This is a genomic window from Actinomycetota bacterium (assembly GCA_019347675.1).
In the GTDB taxonomy this organism is placed as follows: Bacteria; Actinomycetota; Nitriliruptoria; order Nitriliruptorales; family JAHWKO01; genus JAHWKW01.
In genome coordinates, this window is sequence record JAHWKW010000008.1 from 91,887 (window position 1) to 113,490 (window position 21,604).

19 protein-coding genes, 1 tRNA gene and 1 pseudogene are annotated in these 21,604 nt (G+C 71.5%); 4 read left to right on the top strand and 17 right to left on the bottom strand.

Annotation, left to right across the window (positions count from 1 at the left end):
* Positions 1-19: 19 nt before the first annotated feature.
* The 14 genes from KY462_07005 to KY462_07070 form a co-directional block, all read right to left on the bottom strand.
* A complete protein-coding gene (locus KY462_07005; GenBank protein ID MBW3577476.1) occupies positions 20-607 on the bottom strand; it encodes a low molecular weight phosphatase family protein in 588 nt (195 codons plus the stop codon).
* Positions 604-1,248: a threonylcarbamoyl-AMP synthase gene (locus KY462_07010; protein MBW3577477.1), complete on the bottom strand. Its 645-nt coding sequence runs from the start codon at positions 1,246-1,248 to the stop codon at positions 604-606. Before KY462_07010 ends, KY462_07005 begins: the two co-directional genes overlap by 4 nt.
* A complete protein-coding gene (gene prmC / locus KY462_07015; GenBank protein ID MBW3577478.1) occupies positions 1,245-2,147 on the bottom strand; it encodes a peptide chain release factor N(5)-glutamine methyltransferase in 903 nt (300 codons plus the stop codon). Before prmC ends, KY462_07010 begins: the two co-directional genes overlap by 4 nt.
* Positions 2,144-3,229, bottom strand: coding sequence for a peptide chain release factor 1 (prfA, locus tag KY462_07020; GenBank protein MBW3577479.1), 1,086 nt, complete (start codon positions 3,227-3,229; stop codon positions 2,144-2,146). The genes prmC and prfA overlap by 4 nt, the downstream gene beginning before the upstream one ends.
* A gap of 75 nt (positions 3,230-3,304) precedes the next feature.
* Positions 3,305-4,348, bottom strand: coding sequence for a DUF1385 domain-containing protein (locus KY462_07025; protein MBW3577480.1), 1,044 nt, complete (start codon positions 4,346-4,348; stop codon positions 3,305-3,307).
* Between the two features lie 3 nt (positions 4,349-4,351).
* Positions 4,352-4,603 carry a 50S ribosomal protein L31 gene (gene rpmE, locus KY462_07030; protein ID MBW3577481.1) on the bottom strand — a complete coding sequence of 84 codons (252 nt, stop codon included), beginning with the start codon at positions 4,601-4,603 and terminating at the stop codon, positions 4,352-4,354.
* A gap of 54 nt (positions 4,604-4,657) precedes the next feature.
* Positions 4,658-6,193: a transcription termination factor Rho gene (gene rho, locus KY462_07035; GenBank protein MBW3577482.1), complete on the bottom strand. Its 1,536-nt coding sequence runs from the start codon at positions 6,191-6,193 to the stop codon at positions 4,658-4,660.
* A 35-nt stretch (positions 6,194-6,228) separates the two neighbouring features.
* Positions 6,229-6,897 carry a fructose-6-phosphate aldolase gene (fsa, locus tag KY462_07040; protein MBW3577483.1) on the bottom strand — a complete coding sequence of 223 codons (669 nt, stop codon included), beginning with the start codon at positions 6,895-6,897 and terminating at the stop codon, positions 6,229-6,231.
* 480 nt (positions 6,898-7,377) lie between these two features.
* A complete protein-coding gene (gene thrB, locus KY462_07045) occupies positions 7,378-8,295 on the bottom strand; it encodes a homoserine kinase (protein ID MBW3577484.1) in 918 nt (305 codons plus the stop codon).
* 25 nt (positions 8,296-8,320) lie between these two features.
* Positions 8,321-9,385, bottom strand: a complete 1,065-nt coding sequence (gene thrC / locus KY462_07050) for a threonine synthase (GenBank protein MBW3577485.1) — start codon at positions 9,383-9,385, stop codon at positions 8,321-8,323.
* The gene (locus KY462_07055; protein ID MBW3577486.1) at positions 9,382-10,674 is read right to left on the bottom strand and encodes a homoserine dehydrogenase; all 1,293 of its coding nucleotides are present in this window, start codon (positions 10,672-10,674) and stop codon (positions 9,382-9,384) included. The genes thrC and KY462_07055 overlap by 4 nt, the downstream gene beginning before the upstream one ends.
* Positions 10,675-10,761: 87 nt before the next feature.
* Positions 10,762-12,090 carry a diaminopimelate decarboxylase gene (gene lysA / locus KY462_07060; protein MBW3577487.1) on the bottom strand — a complete coding sequence of 443 codons (1,329 nt, stop codon included), beginning with the start codon at positions 12,088-12,090 and terminating at the stop codon, positions 10,762-10,764.
* Positions 12,091-12,108: 18 nt separating this feature from the next.
* Positions 12,109-13,773 (bottom strand): arginine--tRNA ligase, encoded by a 1,665-nt coding sequence (gene argS, locus KY462_07065; GenBank protein ID MBW3577488.1) that lies wholly within the window; start codon positions 13,771-13,773, stop codon positions 12,109-12,111.
* A gap of 50 nt (positions 13,774-13,823) precedes the next feature.
* Positions 13,824-14,195 (bottom strand): response regulator, encoded by a 372-nt coding sequence (locus KY462_07070; protein ID MBW3577489.1) that lies wholly within the window; start codon positions 14,193-14,195, stop codon positions 13,824-13,826.
* 143 nt (positions 14,196-14,338) lie between these two features.
* Here KY462_07070 and KY462_07075 point away from each other — a divergent pair.
* From KY462_07075 to KY462_07085, 3 genes and pseudogenes are all read left to right on the top strand, one after another.
* Positions 14,339-14,415, top strand: a tRNA-Arg gene (locus KY462_07075).
* Positions 14,416-14,463: 48 nt separating this feature from the next.
* A pseudogene (locus tag KY462_07080) lies at positions 14,464-14,852 on the top strand (HEPN domain-containing protein).
* A complete protein-coding gene (locus KY462_07085; GenBank protein MBW3577490.1) occupies positions 14,809-15,198 on the top strand; it encodes a nucleotidyltransferase domain-containing protein in 390 nt (129 codons plus the stop codon). The pseudogene KY462_07080 and the gene KY462_07085 overlap by 44 nt, the downstream one beginning before the upstream one ends.
* Before the next feature lie 410 nt (positions 15,199-15,608).
* Here KY462_07085 and KY462_07090 read toward each other — a convergent pair whose 3' ends face one another.
* Complete coding sequence (locus tag KY462_07090; GenBank protein MBW3577491.1) at positions 15,609-17,093, bottom strand: hypothetical protein; 1,485 nt, start codon at positions 17,091-17,093, stop codon at positions 15,609-15,611.
* A 442-nt stretch (positions 17,094-17,535) separates the two neighbouring features.
* Here KY462_07090 and KY462_07095 point away from each other — a divergent pair, with 442 nt between their 5' ends.
* Complete coding sequence (locus KY462_07095) at positions 17,536-19,707, top strand: hypothetical protein (GenBank protein ID MBW3577492.1); 2,172 nt, start codon at positions 17,536-17,538, stop codon at positions 19,705-19,707.
* Here the strand turns inward: KY462_07095 and KY462_07100 are convergent.
* Both KY462_07100 and sppA read right to left on the bottom strand, forming a co-directional pair.
* Positions 19,704-20,438 (bottom strand): YIP1 family protein, encoded by a 735-nt coding sequence (locus tag KY462_07100; protein MBW3577493.1) that lies wholly within the window; start codon positions 20,436-20,438, stop codon positions 19,704-19,706. The genes KY462_07095 and KY462_07100 overlap by 4 nt on opposite strands.
* A complete protein-coding gene (gene sppA, locus KY462_07105) occupies positions 20,438-21,364 on the bottom strand; it encodes a signal peptide peptidase SppA (protein ID MBW3577494.1) in 927 nt (308 codons plus the stop codon). Before sppA ends, KY462_07100 begins: the two co-directional genes overlap by 1 nt.
* Positions 21,365-21,604: the final 240 nt, after the last annotated feature.

Consider the following 21,604-nt stretch of genomic DNA (forward strand, 5'->3'; position numbering starts at 1 on the left):
GGCCGGCCCGGGTTCCTGGTCAGCGACTCGCGGGACCGAACAGCACCGGCGCGACCGCAGCCACCAGGTCGTCGATCTCGGCGGCGCAGTGCCGGTACCCCTCTCTGGGACCGCCGTAGGGGTCGGCGACGTCATCAGCCGCGGAGCCTGGCGGCACGTAGGCCCGTGCGCGGTGTGCGGCGCGCACGACCGTGCGGAGCCGCTCGCGGGGTGGCAGCCCCTCGGGGGGCGCGTCGACCTCGGGCACGAGCCGCGCGAGTTCCTTCAACGTGAACACGCGTTCCTTGGCCGCTGGAGTGAGCTGGACGAGCGCGCGACGCTGCGCTTCGGTCATGGCGATCACCAGGTCGGCCCCGCCGACGAGGTCCGCCGTCGCGGCGGCACCGCGGTGGCCGGACAGGTCCAGGCCGCGGTCGCCGGCCTCCTGGCGCATCTCGCCGACCGCCGCCCGCCCGACCAGGCCGTGGACACCGGCGCTGCGCACCCGGACGGCGGCATCCGGGTCGAGCCGCCGCCGCGCCTCGCTCTCCAACAGCTTCTCGGCGAAGGGGCTACGTGCGATGTTCCCGGTGCACACCACCAGGACGTCGGTCACGTCGTGGTTCATGCCGACCGCCGCTCACCGCGCGCGACGGCCATGACCTCGTCGGGCGGAAGATCCCCGTCGCGGATCAGGTACGGCTCGGGGCGGGTCACGTCCACGATCGTCGACGGCCGGGTGTCGGCCCGGGGACCGCCGTCGACGTACACCGCCACGGCCTGGCCGAGCGCCAACCGAGCCGTTGTTGCATCGTTCGCCGCCGGCTGACCGGACAGGTTCGCGCTCGTAACGGCCAGCGGACCGACCGCGCGGATGATGTCGAGGGCGATGTCGTCGCGGGGCTGACGCACCGCGACCGTCCCCTGGTTGTCGCCGATGTCCCACTCGAGGTCCGGGTCGCACGTGACCACGATCGTGAGCGGACCCGGCCAGTAGGCGTCCACGAGCCGCTGCGCGGCAGGGGGCACGTCGGCGACCAGTCCCGCCAGCTGGGTGCCGCTGTGGATCAGGACCGGGAGCGGGTAGCGGCGTGAACGCATCTTCGCCGCGAAGATCCGGACGGTGGCCGCAGGCTCGAAGGCGTCGGCCGCCACGCCGTAGACCGTGTCGGTCGGGATGACGACGAGGTCCCCGCGCCGCAGCGCGGCGGCGGCGCGGGCCACGGCCTCGTCGCGGTCGTCGCCGATGGTGCTCACCACCTCGGTCACGTGGGGTCCTGCGGCCGGCGGGCAACGAGCACCCGGTCGCGTCCGGTGAGGTCAGCCACGACGCGCACGTCGGTGTACCCGCGCCGACGGGCCGCCGCGGCGACCGCGCCGGCGCGCGTCTCAGCGAGCTCAACCAGCAGATGTCCGCCGGGACGCAGCCACGCGGGCGCCTCGTCGAGCAGACGGTGCACGACCGCGTTCCCGCCCGCCCCGGCGACCAGCGCGTCGCGCGGCTCGTGGTCACGCACCTCCGGAGGGGCCTGGGCGACCTCGCCCGGTGTGAGGTACGGCGGGTTGCACACCACCAGGTCCACGGTCCCGCGCAGGTCAGCGGGAACGGGAGCGAAGAGGTCACCGTGGACGACCCGGCAGGTGTTGCCTGCCCGGTGGACGCCCCGCTCGACGCGCGCAAAGTTGTGCCGCGCCGCTGCCACCGCGCGCGCGCAGCGGTCGGTCGCCACGACGTCGACGGCGTGCACCTCCGTCGCCACGGCGAGGGCCACGGCACCGGCCCCGGTACACGGCTCGAGCACGGTCGCCCGGCCGCCGTCGCCGGCGGCGCGCCGCGCCGCCTCGATCGCCAGGCCGGCCAGGATCTCGGTCTCGGGGCGCGGGATGAACACCCCGGCACGGCAGGTGATGTCCAGGCCACGGAACCCGGTCGTTGCGGTCAGGTGCTGCAGTGGCACACGGGTGGCGCGGACCGCGACGAGGTCGGCCAGCTGGCGCAGACGGTGGTCGTCGACGTCGGCGGTGGTCGCTGTGCGCACCGTGGCCACATCGGCGTCCAGCGCGTGGCGAGCCAGCATCAACGCGTCCACTTCCGGGCGCTCGACACCGGCGCTGGCGAGCGTCGCGGCGTGCGCCCGCACCACATCCATCAGGGCGACGGCGGTCATCCGACGTCCCGCCGCGGCTGGTCGTGTTCCGTCAGCTGGGCGCTGCGGCCGGCCTCGAGCAGGGCGTCGATGAGCTCGTCGAGGCCCCCGCCGAGCAGCCCGTCGAGGTCGTGGGTGGTGAACCCGATGCGGTGGTCGGTGACCCGTGACTGGGGGAAGTTGTACGTGCGGATCTTCTCGCTGCGGTCGCCGCTGCCGATCTGGCCCCGGCGGGCATCGGCGCGTTCCCGGGCAGCCCGGTCCTCCTCGAGCTGGAGCAGCCGCGACCGCAGGATCCGAAGTGCCTTCTCGCGGTTCTGGTGCTGGGACTTCTCGTCCTGGCAGGAGACGACCAGCCCGGTCGGCAGGTGCGTGACGCGCACCGCCGAGTCGGTGGTGTTGACGCTCTGCCCGCCCGGGCCGCTGGATCGGTAGACGTCGACCCGCAGGTCGGCCGGATCGATGTCGACGTCGACTTCCTCGGCGGCGGGCAACACCGCCACCGTGGCGGTGGAGGTGTGGACGCGGCCCTGCGATTCGGTCCGCGGGACCCGCTGGACCCGGTGCACGCCGGACTCGTGCTTGAGGCGGGAGTAGGCGCCGCCGCCACGGACCTCGAAGACGACCTCCTTCAGGCCGCCGATGCCCTGCTCCGACAGCGACAGGACCTCGGTGTGCCAGCCGCGGGACTCGGCGTAGCGGGCGTACATGTCCCACAGCTCCCCGGCGAACAGTCCGGCCTCGTCGCCGCCGGTCCCGGCCCGGATCTCGACGATGACGTCCTTCGAGTCCTTGGGGTCCTCGGGCACGAGCAGTGTCTTGAGCCGCTCCTCGAGAGGCTGCAGCCGCCCAGCCAGCTCGTCGGCCTCGGCGCGCATCAGGTCGCGGTCATCGCCGGACGCTTCTCGTGCCATCTCGCGGGCCGCCTGCAGGTCCCCGCTGACCTGCCGGTACTCGCGGTAGGTCGCCACGAGGTCGGAGAGTTCGCCGTGCCGCTTGGCGAGCTGGACGTAGCGCTGACCGTCGGCGAGCACGGCCGGGTCGGCCAGCTGCTGTTCTAGCTCGCCGTAGGTGCGCTCCATCTCGTCGAGGCGGTCGAACATCTTCGATCCTTGTGGTGACGGTGCGGGCTGTGCGGGGGCGTCGCGTCGGACATTGACGCTCGCGACGCCGTGTCGCTAGTGCCCGTCGGCGACCGTCTCCGGGGGCGGGGCGCCTGTGATCGGGCTCTCGCGCGGGGCGTCGCCGTGCGCGTCCACCGCCACGGTGCTGGGCAGATCCACCGTCCGCCCGTCCAGCTCGCGGTCGGGGACGACCGCCTCGAACGCCCGGATCGCGACCTCGATCTGGTCGGGGGTGGGCGCACGGGTCGTGATCCGCTGCAGCCACAGGCCAGGGAGCATCAGGGCGCGGACCAGCGGGTTGCGCTCACGGGAGGCGCCCAGCCGGATGCCTTCGTAGGCCAGCCCGGCGACCACCGGCAACAGCACCACGCGCAGGGCGACGTGGTAGGTCACTGCGCCGAGCCAGCCGATCCCGGCCGGGGGCGGGACGAGCACCCCAGCGACCGAGTACACCAGCAGCGCCAGGACCATGACGATGACCAGGAAGTTCGTGCCGCAGCGCACGTGCAGCGTCGAGTAGCGGTCGACGTGCGCGGGGTCGAGCGGCTCGCCGTGCTCCCACGCCGCGATCGTCTTGTGCTCGGCCCCGTGGTACATGAACACGCGACGGATGTCGGCCATCAGCGAGATCGACGACAGGTACGCCAGGAAGATCGCGATCCGCAGCAGCCCCTCGACCAGGTGGTAGGCGACGCCGTCGCCGAGCCAGCCGCGGAGCATCGCGAGGACCACGTTGGGTAGCACGATGAACACCGCGATGAAGAACACGACCGCCAGCGCGAGGCTGCCGCCCAGCGCGCGCCCGTCGAGCGGCGCCTCGTCCTCGTCGATCGCCTCCCGGGCGGAGATCCCCAGCGCCTTCACACCGATCGCCATCGCGTCGAACATGGCGTACACGCCGCGCAGCATGGGTCGCCGGAACGCCGGATGGCGCTTGGGGAAGTCCGAGACGGGGTGCCGCTCGAGGTGGATGTGTCCGGACGGGCGGCGGACCGCCACCGACCAGGTGTCGGCGCCCCGCATCATGACGCCCTCGATGACGGCCTGCCCCCCGTAGTAGTGGGGGGCAGCGCGCGGCGGAGTGGTCGCAGCGTCCATGGCCTACTTCTTGCCCGTCGCCTTCTTGATCCGCTTGGTCGACGCCCGCTTCTCCTCGGTCTTCTCCAGGCGACGCTGGAAGCGGTCCACGCGCCCACCGGTGTCCACCAGCTTCTGCTTCCCGGTGTAGAACGGGTGGCAGGCTGCGCACAGCTCGACGCGGATCCGCTCCTTGGTGGCGCGGGTCTCGAAGGAGTTCCCGCACGAGCAGGTCACCTGGGCAGGGACGTAATCGGGATGGATGCCGCCCTTCATCGCTCCTCCTCGCATGTTGCAGGCCGGTGGCGGGCCGGTGTCGGCCACGCCAGTTCAGCTCAGGCTGGACTTGTGGATCAGTTGCAGGAACTGGTTGTTGCTCTTGGTCGCGCGGAGCTTGTCGATCAGCAGTTCCAAGGAGGCCCCCCCGTCCATCGACGCGAGCACACGACGCAGCTTCCACACCGCCTCGAGCTCATCGGGGGCGAGCAGCAGCTCCTCCTTCCGGGTTCCGGACGCCTCGATGTCGACCGCCGGGAAGATGCGCTTCTGCTCCAGGCCGCGCGACAGGCGCAGCTCCATGTTCCCGGTCCCCTTGAACTCCTCGAAGATGACCTCGTCCATCTTCGAGCCGGTCTCGACCAGGGCGGTCGCGATGATCGTCAGCGACCCGCCCTCCTCGATGTTGCGGGCCGCGCCGAAGAACCGCTTCGGCGGGTACAGCGCGGCGGAGTCGACGCCACCGGACAGGATCCGCCCCGACGCCGGTGCCGCCAGGTTGTAGGCCCGGGCGAGTCGGGTGATCGAATCCAGGAGGATGACCACGTCCCTGCCGCGCTCGACCAGCCGCTTGGCGCGCTCGATGGTCAGCTCGGCAACCGCGGTGTGGTCGTCGGCGGGGCGGTCGAACGTCGAGGAGATGACCTCGCCGGTGGTGGACCGCTCGAAGTCGGTGACCTCCTCGGGGCGCTCGTCGACGAGGAGCACCATCAGGTGCGTCTCCGGGTTGTTGGTCTCGATCGCCTGAGCCAGCTGCTTCAGGATGGTGGTCTTCCCCGCCTTCGGCGGCGAGACGATCAAGCCACGCTGTCCCTTCCCGACCGGCGCGATCATGTCGACGATGCGCATCGCGACGGGGGAGCCGTCCTGCTTCTCGAGACGGAAGCGCTCGCGGGGGAAGTACGGGGTCAGCTCCTTGAACTCACGTCGCCGCGGGATGTTGCGCTCGTCGAGCTCGTCGCCCTCGATCGTGTCGACCTTGACCAGCGCGGGGAACTTGTCTCCGCCCTTGGTCTGGCGGATCGGACCCGACACCAGGTCGCCACGCCGGAGGCCGTAGCGGCGGACCAGCGACTGGCTGACGTACACGTCCTTGGGACCGGCCAGGTACCCGGTCGTGCGCAGGAAACCGTAGCCCTCGGGGAGCAGGTCGAGGACACCTTGGCGCACCTCGAGCTCGGAGGTGTCCTCGGACTGGTGCTGCCCACCGTCGCCGCGCCCCTTGCGGTTGCGGCTGCGCTTGTTGCGCCGCCCGCCACCGCCGTCACGGTTGCGCTCGCGGGTCCGCTCACGCTCGGGAGCGTCGTCCGAGTCCCGGTCGTCACGGTCGTCGCGGTCGTCGCGGTCGTCGGCGCTCTCCTCGTCGGCCCGCCCGCCGTCGCCCGCGCCGGTGTCACGTCGCTCGGTCGCGGCGTCGGCCGCGGCCCGGACGGCGGACGCCCCGTTGCCGGTCGGCTCGCCGTTGCCGGACGACATGATCAAGTCGATCAGTTCCGACTTCTTCAGCCGCTGGTAGCCGTGGAGCTCGAGGGTCGAGGCGATCTCCTTGAGCTCCGAGAGCGCCTTGCGCTCCAGGACAGTGCGATCCATCGTTGCTCGTTCCTGCTCGTCGGTTCGTTCGTCGTTCAGCTTCGGCCAGCACCGCGCAACGCGTCCTGGTAGGCGGCCCAGTCCGCCAGGAACCGCTCGAGTCCCGCATCCGTCAGTGGATGAGTGACCAGCTTCACGAACGTCGCGTACGGCATCGTCGCGATGTGGGCACCGACCCGGGCGGCCTCGACCACGTGCTGCGGCGATCGCAGAGACGCAGCCAGGACCTCTGTCCGGTACCCCTGTACCCGGAAGACCTCGCAGATCTCGGCCAGGACGCCGACCCCGCCGCTGGAGATGTCGTCCAGCCGGCCGAGGAACGGTGAGACGTACGTCGCACCTGCCTTGGCCGCCAGGATCGCCTGGGACGCCGAGAAGCACAACGTCACGTTGATGGCGATCTGTTCCCGCGACAGCTGGCGGGTCGCGGCCAGCCCGTCGGGCGTCAAGGGCACCTTCACCACGATGTTGTCCGCGATCGGCGCGAGCTCATGTGCCTCGTCGAGCATCCCCTGCGTATCGGTGGCGACCACCTCGGCCGACACCGGGCCGTCGACCTCCGCACAGATGTCCTTCAGCAGCCCGAAGAAGTCCCTGCCCTCCCTGGCGGCCAACGTCGGGTTGGTCGTGACCCCGTCGAGGACGCCCCATCGGTTGATCTCGGTGATCTCCGCGACGTTGGCGGTATCGAGGAAGAGCTGCATCGGATCGGCGCTCCTTGCTCGCTTCACGATCGCTGGTGGACCGGATCCTCCTGCTGACGGCCGAGGGATCGCCGAGGCTGCTGCCGTCCGCCGTCGACCGGGACCCGGTGGGCCTCGCGGGACGCCACAATCGACTGGCTCGATGTCCGCGCCGGTCGGGAAGCTGGATCGGGTCCGCAACGACGCGACAAGCCAAGGACCCGTCCGGGAGCGGAGAGCGTCCGTGACGCAGCTTGACGCCCACCGGGCATGGTACCACCGCACCGCCGCGGCGGGCGGACGGTCGCCGGCACGCCGGGTGCAGGCGACGGTCGCCGCGCTCGCGGGTTCAGGATGGTTCTCCTGCGCTGCGCGCCGTCCGCGACGACGCGCTCGATCAGGGGGGAACGGGGAACCGCTGTCGAGGGTATGGAGCCGGTACCGGGCAAGCAAGGCGGTGACCGCGGTGGCCGCGGCGACCGCGGCCACCGGCGCGGGCCATCAGGCGGACACCGGCATCGCGGTGAGACCCGACAGCTCCCAACGCACCGGCCGCACCACGAACCCGTGTCCGGCGCCGATCTCGTCGCAGCGGAGCAGTGTCGCGGTGTCGCGCAGCCCGATCGCGGCACAGACCGACGGTCCGGCGCCGGACAACCAGGCGTGGATCCCCCCCGCCCGAAGCTCGGCCACCACCGCGCCACTGGCCTGCATCGCCGCCAGCCTGGCCGGCTCGTGGAGGCGGTCACCGGCCAGCTCGGGGGCGACCGGCCACGCTCCGAGGATCGCGCCCAGGACGTGCCCGGCCCTGCTGGTGTGGTCGACGACCTCCTGGCGCTCGAGCGCCTCCGGCAGCAAGGTGCGGGCTGCGGTGGTCAGCTGCCGGTCTTGGGGGATCAGCGCGACGGGGCGGAGGCGGGCGTGGGGCTGGGCGCGGCGCACCACCAGTCCTCCCGCATCCGTGCGTGCCGCGACCACCAGCCCGCCCAGGACGGCGGGCGCGACGTTGTCGGGGTGGCCTTCGATGTCGGAGGCGATCCGCACCAGCTCGAGGTCGCTGACCTCGAGCTCACACGCCGCGCGGGCCAATCCCAGACCCGCCACGATCGCGGCGGACGATGACCCCAGCCCACGCGCCAGCGGGATGCGGTTCAGGACATCGACGGCGACATCCCCCGGCGGGGTCACGCCGGCGTGGGCACACAGTGCCAGCAGCGACCGCCACAGCAGGTTGCTGTCGTCATCGGGGAGCTCGCCGGCACCTTCGCCGTGCGATGCGACCCGTGTTCGGCGCACACCCCCAGCCACCAGCCGGGCCTCGAGATGCAGGGACACGGCGACGCCGAACGCGTCGAACCCGGGCCCGAGGTTGGCGGTGGTCGCCGGGACCCTGACCACGGCGCGCGCCGGCGCGGTCACCGTCGACGCGTCGCGCCGGGAGCGGTCACGCGAGGTCCAGCAGCTCAGCGGCGCGGGACACGTCGGCGGGGATGACCGGCGGCTGTGCGGCGCCGGCGATCGCCCAATCGGGGTCCTTGAGGCCGTGCCCGGTCAGGACGCACACGACGGTCTGACCGGGCTCGACGTCCCCCGATGCGTTCAGCTGCAGCAGCCCCGCGACCGACGCCGCCGACGCCATCTCCACGAACACCCCTTCGCTGGCCAGCATGCGGTATGCCTGCAGGATGTCGCGGTCGGTGACCGCCTCGATGGAGCCGTTGGACTCGTCTGCGGCTGCCTCGGCCTGCTTCCACGACGCCGGGTTGCCGATGCGGATGGCGGTCGCGATGGTCGAGGGCCGCTCGATGGGTTCGCCGCGGACGATGGGAGCCGCGCCGGCCGCCTGAAAGCCTCGCATCACCGGCAAACCGTCGATCAGTCCGTCGACGTGGTACTCACGGTAGCCACGCCAGTACGCGGTGATGTTCCCGGCGTTCCCGACCGGGATGCACACGACGTCGGGCGCACGACCGAGCTGATCGCAGATCTCCCACGCCCCGGTGCGCTGACCGTCGATCCGGAACGGGTTGACGCTGTTGACCAGCTGGACCGGGAACGTCTCGTCCAGCATCCGGCACAGCTCGAGGGCGTGGTCGAAATTGCCGTCGATCTGGATCACCCGCGCGCCGTGCACCAGCGCCTGCGCGAGCTTGCCGAGGGCGATCTTGCCCTGGGGTACCAGGACCCCACAGACCAGCCCGGCCTTGGCAGCGTACGCCGCCGCGGACGCCGAGGTGTTCCCGGTCGAGGCGCAGATCACCGCCTTGGCGCCGTGCGCGACCGCCTTCGAGATCGCCACGGTCATGCCGCGATCCTTGAACGACGCGGTCGGGTTGGCGCCCTCGTACTTGAGGTGCACCTGGCACCCGGTCCGCTGCGACAGCTGTTCGGAGTGGATCAGGGGGGTGCCGCCCTCGCCCAGCGTCACCACCGGGGCGCCCGAGGCGAAGGGCATGCGTTCGCGGTACTCGGCGACGACGCCCCCCCACACGTGCGCGCGGGGCGTCACCCCAGCGCCTCGGACTCGACGCGCAGCACACTGGCGACCGAGCGCACCGCCGGCTCCCTGCCGAGGTCACCGACCACCGCTTGCAGGTCGCTCTCGCGGGCACGGTGGGTGATCAGGACCAGCTGGGCGGTGTCGCCGTGGCCTTCCTGCCACACCTGGCCGATCGAGACGCCGTGGCGGCCGAACACGGTCGCGACGGCGGCCAGGACGCCCGGGCGGTCCTCGACGTCGAGGAGGACGTAGTACTGGGTCGCGAGCTCGGCGATCGGACGGATGCGCTTGGCGCGGTGACTGGACTCCCGCGGGCCACGCGACTCCTGCAGCAGGTGGCGGGCCACGTGGATGATGTCGCCGACGACGGCCGAGCCCGTGGGCGCCGAGCCGGCACCCCGGCCGTAGAACATCAGCTCGCCGGCGTGGTTGGCCTGGACGAAGATCGCGTTGAAGCTCTCGCGGACCGCAGCCAGCGGATGGGTCTTGCGCACGAACGCCGGGTGGACCCGGACCGCGACCTGCCCGTCGACCTCGCTGGCGATCGCCAGCAGCTTGATGACGTAGCCGAGGCGGTCCGCGACGCTGATGTCGGTCGCGGTGACCGAACGGATGCCCTCCCGGAACACGTCGTCGGCCACCACGCGGGTGTCGAAGGCCAGCGACGCCAGGATGGCGCACTTGGCGGCGGCGTCGTGTCCGGCGACGTCGGCGGTCGGGTCCGCCTCGGCGAACCCCAGCCGCTGAGCCTCGGCCAGGACGTCGTCGTAGGCGGCCCCCTCCTCGGTCATCCGCGTCAGGATGTAGTTCGTCGTGCCGTTGAGGATCCCGATGACGCGACGGATGCGGTCGCCGGCGAGTGACTCCTTCAGCGGCTTGATGATCGGGATGGCCCCGGCCACGGCCGCCTCGTACTGCAGATCGACGCCGGCGTCCTCGGCCAGGTCGAACAGGTCCGGCCCTTCGTGGGCGACGAGTTCCTTGTTGGCCGTCACCACGGGTTTGCGCTGCTTGAGCGCGCGACGGAGCAGGTCCCCGGCCGGCTGAAGACCGCCGATCACCTCCACCACCAGGTCGACGTCGTCGGCGTCGACCACGGCGGCGGGATCGTCGGTGAACACCTCGGCTGGCAGCGGCACGTCACGGTGGCGCGCGGGGTCACGGACCGCGACCCGCGCGATCTCGAGGGTGGCGCCCGTCCGGGCCGCGATGTCGTCGCGGTGCTCGTGCAGGATCCGCGCGACCCCGGCGCCGACGACGCCGCAGCCCAGCAGGCCGATGCGGATGACGCGACGCATGGGAACTCCTTCGCGTTGAGTTCGAGCCTACCGAGCACCCTTGTGGTGCCTGCCAGGGCAGCCGCGTGGAGGATCGCCGTTGGCGGGTCAGCGCAGCGGGACGTCGCGGGCGACCAGGTCGTCGTAGGTCTCGCGCCTCAGGAGGGGACGGACCCGGCCGTCGCGGACCAGCACCGCCGCGGGACGTGGCAGCCGGTTGTAGTTCGACGCCATCGACTCCGTGTACGCCCCGGTCGCGGCGACGGCGAGCAGGTCACCGATCCGCACGTCGACGGGGAGCGACGCGCGTTCGCGCACCAGGTCGCCCGATTCGCAGTGCTTGCCCACCACCGTGAACGCGGCGGCGTCGTCGCTGCCGCGGCGGTTGACGAGCTCGACGTCGTGGTCGGCGCGGTACAGCGCCGGACGGATGTTGTCGCTCATGCCGCCGTCGACGCTCACGTAGGTCCGCACGCCCGGCAGCTGCTTGATCGTTCCGACCTCGTAGACGGTGACGGCGGCGGGACCCACGATGGCCCGCCCCGGCTCCACCCACAGCCGCGGCCGTGGGACGCCGTGCTCGTCGCAGGCCACGTCGAGCGCTTCCGTGACCGTCCGCGCCATCCGCCCGACGTCGACCGGAGGGTCCTCGTGGGTGTAGCGGACGCCCATGCCCCCGCCGAGGTTCAGTTCGGTGATGTCCAGCCCCAGCTCGTCGCGCCAGCGGGCGAGCACCCCGACCAGCACCTCGGCGTTGGCCGCGAAGGGGTCACCGCCGAAGATCTGCGACCCGATGTGCGCGTGGACGCCGACCACGTCGACGTGCTCGAGGGGCAGGGCGTGATCGATCGCGACGCGGTCGTGACCGAAGCGGATCCCGAAGCCGAACTTCGAGTCGTCGTGGCCGGTGCGGACGTAGTCGTGGGTGTGCGCGTCGATCCCGGGCGTGATGCGCAGCCAACACGTGAAGGTGTGGTCGAGTTCGCGACCGAGCGCCTCCAGACGGTCCAGCTCGACGATGCTGTCGACCGCCACACGCCCCACATCCAGTTCCGCGGCGAGACGCAGCTCCGCCAGCGACTTGTTGTTCCCGTGGAACACGACGCGGCGCATCGGGATCTGGGCCACCCGGGCGGTGTGCAGCTCGCCACCCGACACCACGTCGATCCACAGTCCCTCGTCGGCGACCAGCTGCAGGATCCCGACCGTGCACCAGGCCTTGGACGCGTAGGCGACCTCGGCGTCGGCGAACGCCCGGCGGTACTGCCGGCAGCGGGCGCGGACGTCGGCCTCGTCAACGACCCACAGGGGCGTGCCGTGGTCGCGGGCGAGGTCGACGACCGACACCCCGCCGATGTGCAGCACCCCGTCGTCGCCGCGCTGGGCGGTGCATGGCCACGGCCCGAGCGGTCGCTCCGCCGGGCGCCCGCGGGCCAGCGGGTCGTCGGTCACCGCCTACATCCGCTCCGGGGCGGAGACCCGCAACAGCGCCAGCGCCGTGGCCAGGACCTGCTTGGCGGCGACCGCGAGCCAGTACCGCGCCCGTGCGATGTCGTCGCGGACGCCCAGGACCCGGCACTCGGTGTAGAAGCGGTGGAAGGACCCCGCGAGGTCCTCGGCGTACCGGGTGAGGCGGTGCGGGGCGCGCAGATCGGCGGCTTGTGCGACCACCTCCGGCAGCTCGGCCATCCGGCGCAGGAGCTCCTCCTCGGTCGGTTCGGTCAGCAGGTCGAGGGCGGCGTCGTCGACCGTGCCGGCGTCGAAGCCGGCTGCGTCGGCGTTGCGCAGGATCGACGCGATGCGGGCGTGGGCGTACTGGACGTAGTACACCGGGTTGTCCATCGACTGGCGCACGACCTCGTCGAGGTCGAAGTCGATCGGCTGGTCGAGGCCGCTGCGCAGGTAGTGGTAGCGGAGGGCGTCGCGGCCGACCTCGTCGAGGACCTCCGCGAGCGTGACGAACTCACCGGCGCGGGTACTCATCCGGACCGGCTGCCCGCCGCGTGACAGGTTCACCAGCTGCCCGATCCGGATCTCGAGCGTCTCGTCGGGGACGCCCAGCGCCCGCCCGAGCGCCTGCATCCGCCCGACGTAGCCGTGGTGGTCTGCGCCCAGCAGGTAGACGAACCGGTCGTGGCCGCGTTCCCGCTTGTTCTGCAGGTACGCGCAGTCCGCTGCGAAGTACGTCGGCCGCCCGTCGGACCGGACCAGGACGCGGTCCTTGTCGTCACCGAAGGCGGTGGTGTTGAGGAACACCGCGCCGTCTTCCTCGTGGACGTGGCCAGCCTCGGCCAACAGGTCAACCGTGGCCTGGACGGCGCCCTGCTCGTGCAGGGACCGTTCCGAGAACCACGTGTCGAAGTCCACGCCCATGGTGTGGAGCACGTCGCGGATGTGGTCGGTCATGAGCTCGACGGCGATCTGACCGATGCGTTCAGCGACCTCGGCGTCGTCGCCGCCGCCGAACACCGCGTCGCCGAGGTCGGCCTTGATCTGGGCGGCCAGCGCGTCGACGTACTCCCCGCGGTAGTGCTCGTCGGTGCGGTGGCGCCCGAGGCCGGCCGCCACGACCGACTCGCCGAAGCGCCGGATCTGCTCTCCGGTGTCGTTGAGGTAGTACTCGCGCTCGACGTGGTGGCCGTCGGCTTCGAGCAGCGCCGCGATCGCGTCACCGGCCGCCGCCCACCGGCCGTGGCCGACGTGCAGCGGCCCAGTGGGGTTGGACGAGACGAACTCGACGTTGACGTGTTCGACGTCGACGTCCGCGCGGGTGCGCCGACCGAAGCGGTCGCCTTCCGCCAGGACGCGCCGCACGACGTCCTGGAAGTAGCTGTGGGCCAGCCGGAAGTTGACGAAACCGGGGCCGGCCACGTCGACGGCGGCGATCACCGGGGGGACCTCGAGGTTGGTCATCAGCTGCTCGGCGATGGCGCGGGGCGTCTGCTCGGCCTCGGCGGCGATCGACAGCGCCACCGGGGTCGCCCAGTCGCCGTGCTCGGGTTGGCGAGGCCGTTCCAGAGGGATCTCTGCGACTTCCGGCAGTCCGGCGGCCAGCAGGGCGGTGCGGATGCGGGTCGCCAGTTCCGCCAGGACAGGGTCGAGTTCCTGTGGGGTCGTCATCGCCTACCGAGGGTACGCAACGGTCGATGTGGCGGAGCCGCGAGCGCCGGTCAGCGGCTCCGCCCCGTCAGCTCGTCGACCAGCTCCACCAGGTCGATCGGGTCGAAGGGCTTGGTGATGTAGGCGGCGACCCCCAGGTCGGTGCCCTTCTGGATGTCGGCGTCCTGCGCGCGAGCCGACAGGAACACCACCGGGATGGCCTGCAGGTCGGGGTCGGCCTTCAGTTCGGCGCAGACCTGCCAGCCGTCCTTCTTGGGCATCATGACGTCGAGGAGGATCGCGTCGGGCCGGGTGGTGCGAGCCTTGACGAGGGCCTCGTCGCCGTCCGAGGCGACCTCGACCTCGTACCCTTCCATCTCCAGGTTGACCTGCAGCAGGCGTTGGATGACCGGGTCGTCGTCGACCGCCAGCACCTTGGTCACCGCCCCTCCCCTGACCCTCGGACGGAACCGTAGCCCTCACTGACACGGCGTCGGGCCGCACACGGTCGGCATCCGGTGCAACGGCCGGCGCCCAGGATCGGTGGTAGCCTCGCTGCGCGCCCCCGACCGGGCGCCGTCGTTGCGCGGGCGTAGCTCAGCAGGATAGAGCGTCGGCCTCCGGAGCCGAAGGTCGTGGGTTCGAATCCCGCCGCCCGCACCACCATCTTTAGACCCTCCCCGCTCCCGGATCCACATGAGGAGGCGACGGGTGCCGTCCAGGGCCGACGACTGGTTGCGGCAGGGCCTGCGTGATCTCGAGCACGCGGCCGAGGCGCGTGAGTCCGGCCGTCACGAGTGGCGTGTTTCGCCGCGCAGCAGGGCACCGGGAAGCTGGTGAAGGCTCTGCACCTGTCGCTCGGGCAAGAAGCGTGGGGCCATGTCGTCGCCAAGCTGCTGCGAGAGCTGCCCGGCGAGCTGACGGTTCCTGGGGATCTGATCGACCGAGGGCGGGTCCTCGACAACTTCTACATCCCGTCCCGCTACCCGAACAGTCACCCGGAGGGCGCCCCGTTCGAGCACTACGGCATCCTGCGGAGCGAGGAGGCGCTGGCCCATGCCCGTGCGATCGCTGAGTTCGTCCGTTCTCAGATGGCCTGACGGCGCCACCGTCGATGCGGCGGTCCGGCGGTGGGCCGACAGCGTCGTCGAGAGGCATCGCGACGTCGTCGGGGTGGGGTACTTCGGTTCGTACGCCCGCGGCGACTCGGGTGTGGGAAGTGACGTGGACCTGATCATCCTCGTCAAGGACGCCGACCAGCCGTTCGAGCGGCGCGCCACGCGCTTCGACACAACGGACCTGCCGGTGCCCGCCGAACTGGTCGTCTACACCACCGACGAGTGGGCCAAGCTGACCAGCGGCCCGGGGTTCGCCCGGACCGTCGCCGGCGAGGTGATCTGGATCGGCGGTGACGAGCAATACCGAGGGCAGCCCCCGAACCGCTGACCGCGGGGTGAGGCCCGATGTGGGTCACGTCTCCTGCTTCGGGCGGGTCGGCAGCTCGCCATCGGCCTTCCCGGTGACGTCGATGCGTTTGTCCTCGACCTGCAACGACCACTGGTCGAAGGTCTCGCGCCGGTCCATCAGGAAGGGGCTGGCGTCGTACAGCGGTCGCGCCGAAGAACAGCAGCCATCTCGTAGCGATTGAGCGCCCCGGTTGTCACCGCGGTGAAGAAGAGGGACCGCAGCTCCAGCGAGACCTCGTCGAGCGGGAAGTCGGACCGCCCCTGGAGGCTCTCGGCGCATCCGACCGTCTGCTGCTGGTGCGGGCGTTCTTCGACAAGCCGAGGACTGCTGCCGCCCGCGAAGCTCCCCATCCCTGCCCACTTCTGTCCCCCGGCCGCCACCCGGCCCGGTCAACCGGTGACGTCGAAGCTGATCGCGGCGCCGCGGGTGGCGTCCGGCGCCGTCGCGTTCAGCACGAAGGTGTGCTGGCCGGGGGCGGCGTCGGCGGGCACGGTCACCTCGACGGTGAAGTCCGGGCCGTCGGCGGTGGCCAGCACGCGACCGTTGCGGTCGTCCCAGCGGACCTCGACCGGACCGTCGGCGAAGCCCTCGACCGTGATGGTGACCCGAGTGCCGGCCGGGCCGGCGTGCGGGGAGACGTCCAGGCGCATCCGTGGCTGCGCCTCGACCGTGGCCACCTGCGGCGACGCACCCGGAGCGGGCGGCGGGCCGACACCCGACAGCTCGGGTGGCGGCGCGGGCGCCGCGGTCGCCACCCCGACCTCCACCGATCTCTCCACGGCAACAGAGCTGGCGCCCATCGGCATGAACGCCAGGGCCAGCGGCCACATCAGCCCCGAACCCACACCGGGCACGGGCAGGAACCCCCCCGGGCGGAAGTGACCCAGGTCCTCGGCGGCGATCTCCAAGACGTCGTCGGGCGCGGCGACCGCACCAGCCGAGCCGTGCTTGGTGATCCCGGCGACCAGCCGCAGTGACCCGGCGGGCCCGTCGCCGGCGCCCTCACCAAGGGAGCGGGCCAGCTCGAACACGTCGACGGTGACCCGGTCGATCAGCCGGTTGGAGACCTCGACGGTCACCCCGCCGACCGTCTCGGGGATCCGCTGCAGGTCGCGGCGCGCCTGCTCGGCGTCGCCCGCGACGTCCTCGCCGAGCACCTCGGCCATCGCCGCCACCATGGCCTCGGCCATCGCCCGGGTGTGCAGCACCACGGCCAGCACCCGCCCGTCCGCGCCGTCGCTGTGGCCGGCCGCCACCGCGGCGGTCGTGAAGCGGCGAGCGAACTCGCCCGGGGAACCGCCGAAGGCCTCCTGCTGGGCGGCCTGCATCTTCGAGGTGTCCACGCCGCCGCCCAGCACCATCCTGTCGGGCGGTTCGGGGGGCTCACCGACGAGGCCGACCCACCGGCCGTCGAGCAGGCCGGTCCACATCTCGGTCACAGCCTGCGGTGCCTGCTGCGTGTCGGCCAGCAACTCGTCGCGCTCCAATGGCAGGCCGAACGCTTCGGCGATCCAACCCACGTCGGTGCGCAGGTAGGTGTGGGTCGCGTCGGTCCGGCGCAGCTCGAACAGTGACTGGCCCATCGCCGCGACCGTAACCTGGACGGCGTCGCCGCCCGATGTGTGCCCGGTGATCTCCAGGCTGTCCAGCAGCGCCCCGACCGGCACCTCGCCGGACGGCAGCTCGGCGCGGGCGACGTCGTCGAGATCGGCCGCGACGTGGAACGCGAACGACCCGGAGAAGCTCCGCTCGACCGCGTCGATCAGCGCGTCGGTGGGGTCGGCCGGGCCGGTCGTGCCCCCGCAGGCGGCCAGCAGCAGCACTCCGACGGCCACGAGCGACGAGCAGCGTCGGATCCGCCCGCGCGTGGTCACGTCCCCTCCGAGGCTGTGCCCGGCGCAGGGTAGACGGTGCGGTCGGGCGGCCGGGAGGGGCCCGGAACCGATCGTGACATCCGGTCGCACTCAGGCCGTCGAGCGCCTCCCAAGACCGGCCGGTCCGGCCTGGTCGCCCGACAGCGGCACGTCGCCCTCGATCGTTCCGTGCTCAGGTTGCTCCGTCGCGTCCGGCGCCGGTCGGGACGGAGTGGGTACCGCCGCGTCGATCCGTCCCTGCGAGCAGGATGCCGGCGACGGCGCCCCCGTCGGTCGCTGCGCGCACGGATACACCGACGTCGTCTCAGGCGATCTCGGCTCACCCGATGCGAGCCTGCCTCATCGATTCTGTCGTCGACGGTGAGGGCTAGGGTTCGCCGATGAACGTCGGACTCCACGGTCGGGACGGTCTCGAGGCGTCCCGTTGGGTGAGGGGGCAGCCATGGGACGTAGCAGGAGCATCCGGTTGGTGGCCGCGGTGGCGTCGCTGGTGCTGGCCGGCGTGGCGCCCGCCGCTGCTCATCCTGCAGCGCAGCGGCAACAGGCGACCTCGTCAGCGACCGGCGGGGGCTCGCACCTCGACAACCCACGTCAGGGCCTCGAGGAGGTCGGCTTCCACAACCTCGACAACAAGGGGTTCAACACCGACATCTGGACGCACGTGACCCAAGAAGGCACGCCGGACGCGCGCCTGTTCGCCTACACCGGGACGTGGGGGTCGCTGATCGGGAACGACCCTTGCCCGTCACAAGGTGACGATCCGCAGGACCCGCAGAAGTCGGGGGTGTGGGTCGTGGAGGCAACCGAACCCGACAAGCCCGGAGTCGTCGCCAAGCTCGCGACGGTCCCGGGATCGCAGAACAACGACGTGAAGGTCGTGGAGGGCGTCGAGACGGCGGCGTTCAACGGGGACATCCTGGCCCACTCCCTGGAGCCCTGCGGGGCGGACCTCGGCGTCGCGCTGATCGACGCCGTCAACGACATCCCGCGCGCACAGACCGGCTTCCAGCTCTGGGACGTGACCGACCCCACCGCACCGGAGCGCCTGGGGAGCTTCAACAACGGAGGGTTGGGCACCCACAACCTGTTCGCCTTCCACCGACCCGACCTGCAGAAGGCGTTCGTCGCGGCGGTCCACAACGACTCGGACCTGCTCACCGGCGATGACCTGGTGGGCACGGTGCAGTTCGTCGACATCTCCGATCCCAACGCCCCCCAACTCGTATCGCAGTGGGCCCTGGCCGACGCCCAGACCCCAGGTGGCCCCACATTCGACGAGCTGTGCGAGCCGCGTGGCGAGCACCTGGCGTCGTGCAACCTCCACGACGTGTGGGTGAGCGACGACGGCAAGATCGCCTACCTGTCGTTCTGGGACGCGGGGCTGATCCTGCTGGACGTCGAAGACCCGACCGAGCCGGCGTTCATCGGCCAGATCCAGCCCGGTGGGACCGACAACGAGGGCAACACCCACGCGGCCGTCCCGCTCATGATCGGTGGGAAACACCTCGTGATCGTCGGCGACGAGGACTTCGTCGGGCCGGGGCCGGCACCGTTCACGGTCATCGCGTCCGCCCCCGACGGTGCGGCGGTGGACGACGGTGAGCGCTTCCAGGGCGCGGAGTTCACCGGCACGCAACCTCTGACCGAAGAGGGCACCGGACCGTTCCCGGCGCTGGCCTCCGATGACGGGTTCGGGTGCTCGTACCTGCAGGCCGGACCGACCGGAGCGACGCTCGACGGCTGGATCGCGGTGGCCCGCCGCGGAGGCGCGTGCCCGCTGTTCCAGCAGAAGGTCACGACCGCCGAGACCGCCGGGGCCGCCGGCCTGATCGTCGTCAACGACCAACCGCAGGGGACCACGTCGGGGCTGGCCACCGGGCAGATCCCTGCGATGATGATCCCGAACGAGCCCGGCGAGCGACTGCTGGACTCGATCGACGCCCTCGAGGCCCGGGTCACGGTGACCATGCAGCTGCAGGAACCCGATCAGATCAACCCGTGGGGGTTCATGCGCGTGGTCGACGCGACCAGCTCCGACCCGGCCCAGTGGAAGGAGGTCTCGACGTTCAAGGCGCCCCACGTCGACACCGTCGAGGGTCAGGGACCCGAGAACGTCTTCAGCGCCCACAACCCGATCGTGGGGCCCGACGGGCGGGTGTACTTCGCCTGGTACACCGACGGCGTCCGGGTCCTGGAACCCAACGGTGCCGGCGGCCAGTTCCGCGAGGTCGCCTGGTTCGTCCCCCTCGCCACAGACCACGACAACGACAACGACGCTGATCCGCACGGCGTGCAGGAGGCCAACACGGGGTTCTGGGGGTCGAAGGCCGTCATCCACCCGACCACCGGTGAGCTGCTGGTGTTCAACAGCGACCTCAACCGCGGCATCTACATCCTGCGGGCCACCGACCAGGGTGCGCGACAGGGACCGGGCAGCACCAGCGGCAAGGAGACCGCGCAGCAGCCGCCGTCGGCCAGCGGGTCGACCGCACCGGTCCTGCCCGCCACCGGCGGCGGCCAGGCCGCCACCGGTCTGCTCGCGCTCGGCGGCGCGTTCCTGGCTGGCCGATGGCGACGCGCGGGGCGACGTTCGTCGCCCGACGCCGAGGCCTAGGGGCGGAACCCGCCGCCGCCAGCCAGCGCGGCGAACACCACCGCCATCAACACGATGAACAGCACGATCGCGACGGCAGCCGGGATCAGCACCACCGCGATCGCCCGCCCGGTCGAGAACCGGTTGTTCTCGCGGACCGCGATCACCGCCAGCGCGATCGCCCAGATGCTGATGCCGAGGTTGACGATGACGCCGAGCAGCGCCCCGGCCATCCCGAGCACCAGGGGCAGCAGCTGGCCGAAGACCCCGAAGGCCGAGGGGACGTAGGCGAACCCCAGCCCGGTGAACAGCCCGCGGAAGGAACCCTCGCCGCCGAGCAGCAGGCTGACGCCGTGGAGGATCGCCGTGCCGATGGCCAAGCCGATGATCCCGAACACCGGTCCGGCGACGACCCCCGCCGCCAAAAGCGGCCCGCGCATCTGCGCCAGGTTGGGCTGCGCCCCCTGCATCTGCGCGGGGCCGGCCCCGAACCCGGCGACCGTCGACATCCACGACAGCAGCCCCACGACGGCCACGACGATCACAGCCCACCCGACGTTGGGGTTCGCGGTCAACCGGCGCAGGGTCGGCACCGGCTCCGTCAGGACCGACACCACCGTCTCGAGCAGTCCGGCGTCGGCCACGTCGGCCTGCTCGTCGACGCGCGAGTCGCCGGTCTGCTGGTCGACACCGCTGGCGTTCTGGTCGACATCCGACGTGCCGCGGCGATCCTCGTTGCTCGTGTCGCTCATCACGGAGCTCCGTATCGCGGGGCCACGACCGTATCGAGCAGGGAGCGCAGCGCGCCGATCTCGTCGCCCTCGACCCCTCGGCGTAGCAGCTGCTGCACCGCCCCGAACTGTGGGCCACCGAACAGCTGCTCGAACAGCGACGGGCGGAGGTCGATCACGTGGGCGTCCTCGATCCCGGCCAGGTCCTCGGCCTCCTGCACCGCCTCGTCCAGGCCGCCGAGCACGTCGACCAGTCCCAGCTCGAGCGCCTCCTGACCGGTGTACGGCTGCCCGGTGGCCAGTGCCCGCACCCGCTGCTGTGACAGGTCGCGGCCGTCCGCGACCGCCGTCACGAACTGGTCGTACAGCTGGTCGGCCATGCTCTGCAGGATCGCGCGACGTTCGGGGGTCATCCGCCCCGGCAGCAGCATGTCCTTGTGCTCTCCGGCGGTCACGGCTTCGACCTCGACCCCGAGCTTGTCCAGCAACTCCTGGACGTCGAGGATCGTCATGATCACGCCGATGCTCCCGGTCATGGTCGCCGGTTTGGCGACGATGCGGTCAGCGCTGGCCGCGGCGTAGTACCCGCCGGACGCGGCAACGTCTCCCATCGACACGACGACCGGCAACGGGAACTCCGCGATCAGAGCGGCGACCTCCTGTGAGGCGGCCGCCGTGCCGCCCGGCGTATCCAGCCGGAGGACGACCGCCCGCACGCCGCCATGGCGCTCGGCGGTCTCCAGGCGCTCACGGACCAGCATGGGGGAGATCGCGGCGCCACCCAGGGGAGAACCGACGCTGTCCTGGATCGGACCGGCCAGGTGCACGACCGCCACCGCGTCGCCTGTCCGACCGCGACCACCGCCGGTGGGGACGACCGCCACCGCCACCACGGCCGCGAGCACCAGGACGATCAGGACGATCCCTGCGACGCGCTTGCGCGACATGACGCCCCCGGCTCGAACGTCTCGATCCTAGGCAGCCCGCGGTCGGACCGTCCCCATCGCCACGTGCTGCTAAGCTTTGCATCCAGCGCTGGCATCCATGGTTGGCATCCAGGGTTGGCATCCAGGGTTGGCATCCAGGGTTGGCATCCAGGGTTGGCATCCAGGGTTGGCATCCAGGGTTGGCATCCAGGGTTGGCATCCAGGGTTGGCATCCAGGGTTGGCATCCAGGGTTGGCATCC

Coding starts and splice junctions, on each gene's coding strand:
- sppA (MBW3577494.1), bottom strand. CDS start 21,364: ATGTCGCGCAAGCGCGTCGCAGGGATCGTCCTGATCGTCCTGGTGCTC.
- KY462_07005 (MBW3577476.1), bottom strand. CDS start 607: ATGAACCACGACGTGACCGACGTCCTGGTGGTGTGCACCGGGAACATC.
- KY462_07100 (MBW3577493.1), bottom strand. CDS start 20,438: ATGAGCGACACGAGCAACGAGGATCGCCGCGGCACGTCGGATGTCGAC.
- KY462_07055 (MBW3577486.1), bottom strand. CDS start 10,674: ATGCGTCGCGTCATCCGCATCGGCCTGCTGGGCTGCGGCGTCGTCGGC.
- KY462_07025 (MBW3577480.1), bottom strand. CDS start 4,348: ATGGACGCTGCGACCACTCCGCCGCGCGCTGCCCCCCACTACTACGGG.
- rpmE (MBW3577481.1), bottom strand. CDS start 4,603: ATGAAGGGCGGCATCCATCCCGATTACGTCCCTGCCCAGGTGACCTGC.
- prfA (MBW3577479.1), bottom strand. CDS start 3,229: ATGTTCGACCGCCTCGACGAGATGGAGCGCACCTACGGCGAGCTAGAA.
- argS (MBW3577488.1), bottom strand. CDS start 13,773: ATGACGACCCCACAGGAACTCGACCCTGTCCTGGCGGAACTGGCGACC.
- KY462_07085 (MBW3577490.1), top strand. CDS start 14,809: ATGCCCGTGCGATCGCTGAGTTCGTCCGTTCTCAGATGGCCTGACGGC.
- prmC (MBW3577478.1), bottom strand. CDS start 2,147: ATGACCGCCGTCGCCCTGATGGATGTGGTGCGGGCGCACGCCGCGACG.
- fsa (MBW3577483.1), bottom strand. CDS start 6,897: ATGCAGCTCTTCCTCGATACCGCCAACGTCGCGGAGATCACCGAGATC.
- KY462_07095 (MBW3577492.1), top strand. CDS start 17,536: ATGGGACGTAGCAGGAGCATCCGGTTGGTGGCCGCGGTGGCGTCGCTG.
- rho (MBW3577482.1), bottom strand. CDS start 6,193: ATGGATCGCACTGTCCTGGAGCGCAAGGCGCTCTCGGAGCTCAAGGAG.